Origin of the sequence: Flavobacterium sp. FlaQc-57 (assembly GCF_044007395.1) — a bacterium.
GTDB lineage: Bacteria > Bacteroidota > Bacteroidia > Flavobacteriales > Flavobacteriaceae > Flavobacterium.
Genome location: NZ_JBIPDA010000001.1, coordinates 614623 through 626624, shown reverse-complemented (window position 1 = coordinate 626624; position 12002 = coordinate 614623). Strand labels below are relative to the sequence as shown.

The window sequence follows — 12002 nt, the reverse complement described above, 5'->3', positions numbered from 1 at the left end:
AACTTCTAAAATATAAGGACAACAACATGGAACTTATTTTAAAACAAGACGTACAAAACTTAGGATTTAAAGATGATGTAGTATCTGTAAAACCTGGTTACGGTCGTAACTTTTTAATTCCTCAAGGTTTTGCTGCTTTAGCAACTCCTTCTGCTAAAAAAGTTTTAGCTGAAAATCTAAAACAAAGAGCACATAAAGAAGCTAAAGTTGTTGCTGATGCTAAAGCATTAGCTGAAACATTAAAAGCTCTTGAAATTAAACTTACTGCAAAAGCTGGTGGAGAGAAACTTTTTGGTTCTATCACTAACATCGACATTGCTGAAGCTTTAGAAAAATCTGGTAACGCTATTGATAGAAAATTCATCACTAGTGGTATCGTAAAACGTACTGGAAAATATTCAGCTAGCATCCGTTTACACAGAGATGTTATCGTTGAATTAGCATACGAAATTATCGCTGAAAAGTAATAGTTTAAAATACTATATAAAAATCCCGATGCGAATCGGGATTTTTTTTGTTTAAAGAAATAATTAATTAATCAGACTTGAAGTTATTTGCTTATAGCTAATAGCGTAAGGCATAAAGCCTGGAAAAAAAAATGAAATACGCAAGATTAACAAAAGAACAATTTGATGAATTGCACGCAGAGTTTGCCAGCTTTCTGGCTACTCAGGCTATTGATAAAGCAGAGTGGGATTCTATTAAAATTAATAAACCGGAAGTTGCTGAACAAGAATTGGATGTTTTTTCAGATTTAATCTGGGAAGGTGTTTTGTCGAGGGCAGAATTTTTGGAGCATTTTTCTAAAAACCATATTTTCTTATTCAAATGTTTTGAGAAAGATGTACAATCGATAGTTTTGAAGTCATTGGTTCCTGAGACGGATTTCTTAACTAAAGAAGGTTTGCAATGGTTGAGCGATAATATGTTTACCGAGAATATAGAGATGAAGGTTGGTAAAAAAGTATTTACTGAGGATAGAAACGCTTCTATTTTTGAATTAATTCAGCAAGGTGCATTTTTAAGTGATGGACAATTATTTACGCAAATCAATACCATTATTGAGTCGTAATTTTTGGCTTTAAAAATTTTAGAGGATAAATAATTGATTATTCAATTGTTTATCCTTTTTTTTGTTTTTTAACTTTTGTTTAGACTTTAATGTTTTTTAGAGCAGGTATTTCTACTTGTTTTTTCCGAATAGTTTAAAAAATTGTAATTAAGGACTTTTAAATGTAATATTTAGTTTTATTTGTCGATCAAAAGTTGTTTTTAATCGATTATTTGTTTATTTGCGTAGGTAATGGATTACTTTTTTGAGATTTAACAGAAATGTAATATATATTTTAAAAACTTAAATAGATTCTTTTTGCACGAAAAAGTGTAGGTTTTTCTAATGTTTTGGCTTTTTTTGTCGTTTGTAGTTCTACATAAAATAAGAAAAATATTAATTTTATACTTGTTTTATGTTTTCATTTTTTCTAATTTTAGAATAGAAAAGTTAAACAAACCAGTTTTGAACAAGTCTGAAAAGACTCTTTTAAATGTCTTTATTTTAGAAATGATTGCTTTTCTTTTATTAGTACGATTTTGAGTTGAAGTTTTTATAATAACTAAATTAGTTTGCTTATGGAATTGATCACTACTTTTTTTATCAAGTTTGCATTAGGTTTTAGTATTATTTTGACTTTGTTTTTTATCAGTTTGAATAAAATTGAATTTATCATCAAATTTAATTTTAGTTCCACTTCAAACTTGTTTCATATATTTTCCAATCATGTGAATTTTTTGTTTTCAAATCGCAATCGGCGGGTTTGTTAATGAAAGGTGTTTTTGTGTTTAAATCTTAAATTCAGGAATGCCGCTTATTAAAATTAATGTTTTCAATTTTTAGACTTTCATTTCTAAATAAACAAAGTTTATAGAGAGAATAATCAGCTTTCTATGAATATTGAAACATATTATATATTTAATAGAATACCCCAGTTCTACTTAAACTTAAATTTTCTTTTATGAAAATTAGTCCTATAACAAATCACTCCTTCTGGAAGCCTGATTTAGATCAGTATATCCAATTTTTTTTAAGACATCGTTTATTCACGAAGAATAAAACGTGCTCTTTTGTATGCTTCGGTATACACAATACGACATGAATTTTTTAATGAAATGAAGTTTACATTCTTAGTTTACTAAGAAATTAAATTTCATTTAACAAGTTGATTATTAACGTTTTTTAAGATTGCCTAAGCATCCGTGCTTATCGCAGCAGGTATTTTATTGTCCATTTTCTAATCTTCCAAATTATGAAAAAAAATTTTACTTTTTATGATCTCATTGTAAAGACGAGATTATTTGGTTTGCTGTTTTTATTGCTTCTGTGCAATATAAGTTTCTCGCAAAACTTTTGCAGACCTACCTCGCACAGTATTGATACTGGTGGTTTTTTATGTGTCGGGATGAGTGTCAGCACCCCAGAAAAAGCTTATGATCAGGATTTGAATTCTTATGCAACAATATCGACCGTTCTTGGTCTAGGTTGTTTTGCTGAAGAAACTTTAGTTTTTGGTCAGACTGTGAAAGCTGGTGATCAGATAGTTCTTTACTTAGGTGATGGTAATCCATTATTAAGTGCGGGAGTATTGTCAAATTCTAGTGTTCAGGCCATGCTTTCTAATAATCCTGTTGGCGATGCTGTTGCTCTGAATGGTTTAATCAATATTCAGCTTTTAGGAAGTACTAATATTCGGGTTTTAAAATTTACATTACCTGGTGATGCAAATCAAATAAAAGTTCAAACTAAGGGAACTCTTTCTTTATTGAATAATTTAAGAATATACGATGTACGATTACAATTTGCAAAACCAACTATTGTTGGGGGTGAAACGCAATCTGTATGTATTGGACAATCTGCTACTCTCTCTGCAACTGCGGCTAGTGGTACTACAGTTGCTTGGTATGATTCTCCAACATCAACTAATGCACTCTCAACTACCGCTACTTTTACTACGCCTGCATTAAATGCAACAACTACTTACTACGTTAGTACTTCAAGAAATGTAAGTTGCGAAAGTGACGAACGATTACCTGTAACTATTAACGTCATAGATCCTATAAAACCAACAATTAGTTCTACTGGGACGTCAATTTGTGCGGCGGGAGCAATGCAGGCAACTACTTTATCTGTTATAAATCCGGTGTTAGGAACGACTTATTCCTGGTATAGCGCTCTAACAGGGGGAACGCTCTTAGGTACTGGTAGTATTTATATACCAACTGTATCTACAGGAGTTTCTAATTTTTACGTAGAAGCATCAATTGGTACATGTAAATCGGCTCGTACGCAGGTTACCGTTACTTCTACTCCAATTCCTGCACTTGCAACTATTTTGACGCAAAGTGTATCTATAGTATCTGGTCAGAATGCAACTTTAAATGCTTCTACATCTCAAACAAATGTTGCTATAGATTGGTATGATTCACTTACAGGTGGAGTTAAATTATTGGGAAATTCAAATACTTTTACAACACCTATTTTAACAGCTACTACATCTACTGTAACTAAGACCTATTATGTTGAGACGAGTTCTACTGTTGGAGGTTGTGTTAGTACTACGCGAGTACCTGTAACAGTGACTGTGCTACCCAACGCATTAGGAGGTTGCTTAGAAGCAAATAGCCAGCAAACGGCACAAGATGGAATTTGTTTGCTATGTTCTTCAACGACTCCAAATAATTCTGTTGATGGAAATAGTGCTACAGCGGCTAGATTAACTCTTCCTGCTGGTTTATTAGGCGGATCAATACAACAGACATTACAATTTAATAATCCTGGTAAAGTTGGTGACATTATTGATGTTGAATTGGCATTACCAGGTGGCATTGCCGATGTTTCATTATTGGGTGGAGTTAGCCTGGCAACATACAATGGAACTACTTATAATGGCGACAGGGTTTTTATTAATAATTCATTGGTTAATTTGCAAGTATTATCCGGAAACAGGTTTAGAGCCAGCATTGTTGCCGGTGCAAATTTTGATCGTATAGAGATTAGATTTGGTGCAGTGGTAACTCTTTTAACCAGCTTAGATATTTATCAGGCTACTTACAGATATAAAGCACCAACAATTTCTGGAAATACAACTATTTGTAGTGGTCAAACAGCAACTTTGAATGCTAATCCTGCATTGGGAGAAACTATTAAATGGTACGATGCTGCAACTGCTGGAAATTTAATTAGTAGTTTACCAACTTATACAACTCCGGCCTTAACTGCTAATACAATTTATTATGTAGAAATTACTCGAAATGGTTGTGTAAACAGTGAAAGAAATCCTGTTACTGTTACAGTAACGAATCCGATTGCTCCGGCGGCAGTTACTGCAAGTTCATCAAATATATGTAGTGGAGAATCGACAATAATAACAGTAGGTTTACCGGTTTCAGGTACTATCTATAAGTGGTATGATACAGCTACCGGTGGTACGTCATTTTTTACTGGTACATCTTTTACAACTCCTGTTTTAACTGCTAATAAAGATTATTATGTTGAAGGTGTAATTGGAAGTTGTTCTAGTACAACCCGAACAAAAGTGACAGTTAATGTTAGTCCGAAACCTTTAATGCCAATTGTTACTTCGTCAGTTGTTACAATACAAGCAGGACAAACTGCTATTTTAGAAGTTTCAAGTCCTGAGACAGATGTTGCATTTGATTGGTATGATGCTCCAACAGGAGGAAATTTATTATTATCTAACTCAAGCACCTATTCAAGAGGTCCGGCAGAAACATTGAAGACCTATTATATTGAAACTCGTAGTACACTTTCTAATTGTAGAAGTACTACAAGAGCGATGATTAATGTTGTAATAAATAGTTCTGTTGGTAGTTGTTTATTGGCAAATTCGCAAGTAACAACTTTAAATGGTTCTACGAACTTATGTTCTCTAATTACACCACTTTTATGCGGAACAGTAACTAATCCGGATTTCTCAGTTGATGGTAATAGCGGAACTGCTGCAAGATTATCTTTGCCAATAGGACTTCTTGGAAATTTGCAACAAATGATAACTTTTGCAACACCAGGTAAGGCAGAAGATATAATAGATGTTGAACTTGGAGTTCCAGTAGGTTTAGCGGATATTAGTTTGCTATCTAGTATTAATTTACAAAGTTTTAATGGCGTGACAGCTAATACTGATGGATTTAATATTGGTAATATTGCAAATATACAAATATTAGGAGGTAATCGATTTAAGGTAAGCTTTGTAGCTGCAGGCCCTTTTACAAGTGTTCAGGTAAGACTTAATGTAGGATTAGCGGCTTTATTTACTAGTTTAGATATTTATGATGCTTCTTACAGATATCCAGTTACAATAACAGGAGCTTCTTCTCCAATTTGTGCCGGACAATCTACTGTTTTGACAGCGGTTGCCAATGGAGGACAAACAGTAAATTGGTACGCAGCACCTACTGGAGGAACTTCTTTAACATCGACATTTACAACACCAGTATTAAATGTTACAACACCATTTTATTTAGAAGAAGTTCGCGATGGCTGTACTACTCGTAGAGAGGTTTTAGTTACGGTTTTACCTATTCCAAAAGAATCTGATATTACAATAACAAGCCCATTGACGGCTGATTGTACAGGTAAAGTTGTATTGGCTCCAACATCTACTTTGGCGGGGGCAAAATTTAAATATTATTTAGATCAAAATAAGACGCAAGAAGTTACATCTGTAGTTACTCCAGGTATAACATACTCTCAAGACGCGATAACAGGAGCGCTTACTATTGAAGGACTTAGTGCATCTGCTGTACCTTACAAATATTATATTTCTATACTTAATGGGGCATGCGAAAATGCAAATGGAACCTTAAAAGAGGTTATAGTAAATCATCCTCTTGGTTCAGCTTTAACCGTAACATCTAATTTAACTGGTTGTGGTAGTGTCAATTTAAGAAGTGCAATCACAAATTTTGATGCATCCGGAAATACAACGTATACTTTCTTTCAGCCAATAAATACTCCAATAACTGAGCAGGCTGCAGCAAATATTACAACAAGTCAAGATTATTGGATTCAGGCTCAGACAGTAGGTAATGCTTGTTCATCTGCAAAAGAAAAAGTAACGGTTGCAATAAGCCCGCTACCAACATTAACAGGTGTAACGAGCTCAATCGTGGTTACAAAAGGATCTCCGGTTACATTAAATGCAGTATCTAACGGAGCAATTACCTGGTATGATCCGCAGGGTAATTTGGTTACTTCAAGTAATATTGGACCTCTTAATACTGTTGGTATTTTTACCTATACTGTAATTGCTACTCTTGGAACTTGTACAACTAGTCAGACAGTAACTATTAGTGTTATTGATCCTGCTACTTGTGATACATTATTAGAAAGAGTGTATGCTGACAAGCAGTCATGGAACTCCATTATTACAGGAACAGTTACGAACGGCCCTTTGGCTGTTGATAAAGATCCAAGCACTTATTCTACAATTACTACTGGTTTAGGACTTTTAGGTATTGGTACTACATGGCAAAATTTGGAATGGCCAACAACTATTCCTAAAGGAACTCCGGTAACAGTAAAATTAGGTTTAGATAATAGCTTAATTGCAGTTGGACAAAGTATTTCGGTAGTAGGAACTAAACGTGATGGCTCGAACAATCCAATCGATATTGGAACTTTACAATCTGTATCAGGATCATTGTTAAATCTATTACCGGGACAAAATTCATTCGAATATACATTTGTGCCATCTAATACTTCCGGGGTTCAGGGTTATGATGGAATCCGAGTTCAATTAGGATCGATTTTAAGTGTTGCTCAAAATATTAAGGTTTATGATGCTTATTACGAAAAACAAGTTTCGCAAATTGTTTGTGGACAGGGCGATATCGAAGACATCTTCTCGGGTGTAAAAGACTTAGGAGTTGGTGCATTAACAGCTACTGTTGGGGTTTCTAATCCTTGGAATGTGGCCGATGGAGATGTTGCAACTTACGCGACAATGTTTAATGCAGTAGGAGTACTTGCTGCGGCAGAGCTAACAGCAAAGTTCAGAACACCTTCTATGGTGGGAGATAGTTTAAGAATCACGATTTCAAAACCAGGAACGGTTTTAAATGTTAATCTGCTTACAGGATTTATAATTCAGCTTTATTCAGGAAATATTGCGGTAGGTGATCCAATAGAAAGCACAAGTAATTTATTGACTTTAAAACTGCTTTCTGGAGATACAATGGCAATGACAATTGTCTCACCTCAAGCGCAACCGTATGATAAAGTTGTTATTACTTTTGGAGGTGTTCTAAGTGTTTTAGATCAACTTAGAGTGCATACGATTGATCGTGTAACGAATACCAAAGTTATTGATAGTGATCTGAATAATAAAATAACGGTCTGTCCAGGAACGGCTATTAAACTCACGGTACCGCCAAAATCTTGTGCTGATTATGCTTGGTATGATACACCAATTGGAGGAACTCCCTTAACAAGTGGTCAATCATACGCACTTCCTGCAACATTAGCAGCAGGAACTTACAAATATTATATTCAACCAATTCGTTACGGTTGTCCGGCTTTATCAAGAGGAGAAGTAACAGTTGTTGTTAGAGCAACTACTCCTGCATCTGCAATAGCTCGTGTAACAATAAACGGAGGAAATAGTACGATAATTTGTTCTGAAGATGGAAAAGTAACATTAGACGCGGTATTAAATGCTACGCCAGTACTTACAACTCCTATATATTCTTGGTATAGTTTTGATGGAACAACTAGTAATTTAGTAGTTGGTGAAACAACTTCTAAATTAAGTTTATCAGGTTTAGCTCCTGGAACTTATACATATTTTGTTGGAGTTAGTTCAACAGAATATTGCGAAACAGCACCAGCTGATAGAAAACAAGTTACGTTTACAATATTACCAAGTTCTCTTGAAACTGATATTACAGTAAATAATGCTTTGATTTGTCTTGGGACAACCGCGACATTAACACCAAAAAGCACTTTGGCAAATCCAGTTTTCTTTTGGTATTTTGATGAAAATAAAACACAGCCTCTTTTAAGCAGTACAATAGCCGGCGTAACTTATGCAGTAGATAATACTACAGGAGTTTTAACGGTATCGGGACTTAAAGCTACGGCGACACCTTTATCTTACTATGTTGCAGTTACGAGTGACAATACGTGTCAAAATAAAAATGGAGAACTTAAGGTTGCAACAGTAATTGTTAGCGATCCAGCAACTCCAACTTCTACAGCGTATAATCAAAGTTTCTGTTTGGTAAATAAGCCAACAGTTGCAAATCTTCAGGTAAATGAAGCTAACGTAGTTTGGTATACATTATCTGCGGGAGGAACTGCATTAGATCCAACAACTTCATTAGCAAACGGTATTTACTATGGAGCAATAAAAGACGTAAATGGCTGTGAGAGCTCAGTTCGTTCAATTGTGACAGTGACAGTGACAGATCCGTTAAAACCAACAACTCTGGATGATACACAAGATTTCTGTTTGGTAAACAATCCAAAAGTTTCAGATCTTAAAACAAATGAAACAAATGTAGTTTGGTATAATTCACTTGTAAGTGTAACGCCTTTAGATCCAATCACAGCATTAGCGAATGGAACTTATTATGCAACATTAAAAGATGCAACAACAGGTTGCGAAAGTTCTAATCGTTTATTGGTAACAGTAACAATTACTGATCCATTAAAACCAACGACTTTAGATGATACACAAGATTTCTGTTTGGTAAACAATCCAAAAGTTTCAGATCTTAAAACAAATGAAACAAATGTAGTTTGGTATAATTCACTTGTGAGTGTAACACCATTAGATCCGACGACGCTATTAGCTAACGGAACATACTATGCAACGCTAAAAGATGCAATCACAGGTTGTGAAAGTTCTAATCGTTTATTGGTTACAGTTAATATAACCGATCCTGGAACACCAACCTTAGTTACTGCAGGAACTCAAACTTTCTGCTTGGTAAATGCTCCAACATTTGCAAGTGTTCAGTTCAACCAGACAAATATAGTTTGGTATACAGCTTTAACAGGTGGAACATTGATTCCATCAGCTACAGCATTAACAAGCGGAGTTTATTTTGCAGCAATAAAAGATGCAACATCAGGATGTGAAAGTAATACAAGATTACAAGTAACAATAGATGTTAAAAATCCTGTAACACCAACATTGGTAAATGCGGGAACTCAGAACTTTTGTTTAGCAAATGCACCAACATTTGCAAGTGTAAAATTCAACGAAACCAATATAGTTTGGTATACAGCTTTAACAGGAGGAACATTGATTCCGACGACTACAGTTTTAACAGACGGAGTTTATTTTGCAGCGATAAAAGATGCAACATCGGGATGTGAAAGTAATACAAGATTACAAGTAACGATAAAAGTTAATAATCCTGGAACACCAACTTTAGTGACTGCAGGAACACAAAACTTCTGTTTGGTAAATGCTCCAACATTTGCAAGTATTAAAACAAACGAAGCAAATATAGTTTGGTATACAGCTTTAACAGGCGGAACATTGATTGCGACAACAACTGCTTTAACAAGCGGCGTTTATTTTGCAGCGATAAAAGATCCTGTTTCAGGATGTGAAAGTAATACAAGATTACAAGTAACGATAAATGTTACTGATCCTGGAACACCAACTTTAGTTACTGCAGGAACTCAAACTTTCTGTTTGGTAAATGCACCAACATTTGCAAGTGTTCAGTTCAACCAGGCAAATATAGTTTGGTATACAACTTTAACAGGCGGAACATTGATTCCATCAGCTACAGTATTAACAAGCGGAGTTTATTTTGCAGCAATAAAAGATGCAACATCAGGATGTGAAAGTAATACAAGATTACAAGTAACGATAAATGTCACCGATCCTGGAACACCAACATTAGTAACAGCAGGAACCCAAAACTTCTGTGTGGTAAATGCTCCAATATTTGCAAGTGTTAAGTTCAACCAATCAAATATAGTTTGGTATACCGCTTTAACAGGAGGAGTGTTGATTCCGTCAACAACAACTTTGACAAATGGGGTTTATTTTGCAGCAATAAAAGACCCTACATCAGGATGCGAAAGTGCGGCAAGATTGCAAGTAACAATTAGTATAACTGATCCGGCGACACCAACAACTAACGCTCTAACTCAGGTTTTTTGTTCAGGAAATAATCCGACAGTTGCTAATATTCAAACCAACCAAAGTAATGTGGTTTGGTATAGTGCAGCAACAGGTGGTACAGCAATTGCTCCAACTTCAGCATTAGTAAGTGGTGATTATTTTGCAGCATTAAAAGATGCAACAACAGGTTGTGAGAGTAGTATAAGATTGAAAGTGACAATTACGGTTGGAAACACAATTAATCCAACAACCAATAATGCGACTCAAAACTTCTGTTCAACAAATGCACCAACTTTTGCAAGTATTCAAGTAAATCAAACTAATGTGTCTTGGTTTAATAGTGCTTCTGGAGGAACAGCAATTCCGTTAACAACACCTTTAACGTCAGGTACATATTATGGAGATATTGTAGATCCATTAACTGGATGTGCAAGTACAACTCGTTTGCAAGTTGCGGTTACGATTGTTAATCCAATGCCAACACCAACAACGAATGCAGCAACCCAAAACTTCTGCTCATTAAATGCACCTAAAGTTTTAAATATTCAGGTAAACGAACAAAATGTAATTTGGTACAGTACGCCAACTGGAGGAACAGCAATTCCAGGAACAACAGATTTAACAACTGCTACTTACTATGGCGTTATTGCAAGCGGTACAGGTTGTGAGAATCCAGTAAGGTTAATGGTTGTAGTTAAAGTAAATGCACCTGGTAGTATCACAACTCCAAAAACAACGCAAACATTTTGTTTATCTGCGGCACCAACAATTGCAAATATATTAGTAAATGAAACTAATGTACTTTGGTATAGTTCAGCAACGGGAGGAACTCCATTAGCTGTAAATACACCTCTTGTAGCTGCTACTTATTATGCAGGAGCGGTTAACAATACAACAAATGGATGTGATAGAGCAACAAGATTGGGAGTAACAGTTTCTTTCGAAGATGATGCCTTAGTTCCAATTACAACTACTGATGATACACCGTGCGTTTTCCAAGGAATTACATATTCAGTTGCCAACGGTAAATCGAATTATGTTTGGTCAATTACAAACGGAACAATTACTTCTGGAGGAGGAAATGCCGACGGATCTGTAACAGTTTCCTGGTCAGATATTGGACAAGGTAAAGTTCAGGTAACATACATTAATACCTGTAACGATACAACAACGAAATCATTAAATGTAACAGTTGCTACCTGCTCTGATATAACGATAACCAACACAGTTAGTAATCCGACCCCTAATTTTGGTGATCAGGTAACATTTACAATAACAGTGAATAACGTTGGTCAGGGTAACTTCATTAACACAGTAGTAAGCGAGTTAATACCAAGCGGATATGATTTGATAAGTGCCAGTACTTCTGCAGGTACATATGATCAGACAACTCAACTTTGGTCTATTCCAACTTTAAATGCCGGACAAAGCGTTACACTTACCGTTGTTGTAGAAGTATTGCAAACTGGAGATTACTTAAACGTTGCTACTATCGAAATTTCGACTCCTATAGATGTTGATGCGGCAAACAATTCGGCGTCAGCTTCTGTTGAACCAATTTGTTTGACTGTTTACAATGAGTTCACTCCAAATAATGATGGAGCTAATGATCTTTTCAGAATTGATTGTATCGAGTCATATCCAAATAACGAATTGAAAATTTATAATAGATATGGCGCATTAGTATATAGTAAACAACATTATGAAAATGATTGGAACGGAACTGCCAATGTATCTGGAGTTATTAATAGAGGAGATATGTTGCCAACAGGTACTTATTTTTATGTGATAGCCATTGGAGATGGAACGGTTAAAAAAGGATGGGTATCTATAATGAGATAA

3 protein-coding genes are annotated in these 12002 nt (G+C 35.1%); all 3 read left to right on the top strand.

The window, feature by feature from the left end; all coding sequences use genetic code 11:
* Window positions 1-26 precede the first annotated feature (26 nt).
* The 3 genes from rplI to ACHRVZ_RS02585 all read left to right on the top strand — a co-directional run bounded on the left by rplI (window position 27) and on the right by ACHRVZ_RS02585 (window position 12002).
* Window positions 27-467 (top strand): 50S ribosomal protein L9, encoded by a 441-nt coding sequence (gene rplI, locus ACHRVZ_RS02595; RefSeq protein ID WP_395420628.1) that lies wholly within the window; start codon window positions 27-29, stop codon window positions 465-467.
* A gap of 131 nt (window positions 468-598) precedes the next feature.
* Complete coding sequence (locus ACHRVZ_RS02590; RefSeq protein WP_395420627.1) at window positions 599-1072, top strand: DUF6495 family protein; 474 nt, start codon at window positions 599-601, stop codon at window positions 1070-1072.
* Between the two features lie 1231 nt (window positions 1073-2303).
* The gene (locus ACHRVZ_RS02585) at window positions 2304-12002 is read left to right on the top strand and encodes a gliding motility-associated C-terminal domain-containing protein (RefSeq protein ID WP_395420626.1); all 9699 of its coding nucleotides are present in this window, start codon (window positions 2304-2306) and stop codon (window positions 12000-12002) included.

Excerpts from the sequence above, each read along its gene's own strand:
- ACHRVZ_RS02585 (WP_395420626.1), top strand. The coding sequence starts at position 2,304 with ATGAAAAAAAATTTTACTTTTTATGATCTCATTGTAAAGACGAGATTA.
- ACHRVZ_RS02590 (WP_395420627.1), top strand. The coding sequence starts at position 599 with ATGAAATACGCAAGATTAACAAAAGAACAATTTGATGAATTGCACGCA.
- rplI (WP_395420628.1), top strand. The coding sequence starts at position 27 with ATGGAACTTATTTTAAAACAAGACGTACAAAACTTAGGATTTAAAGAT.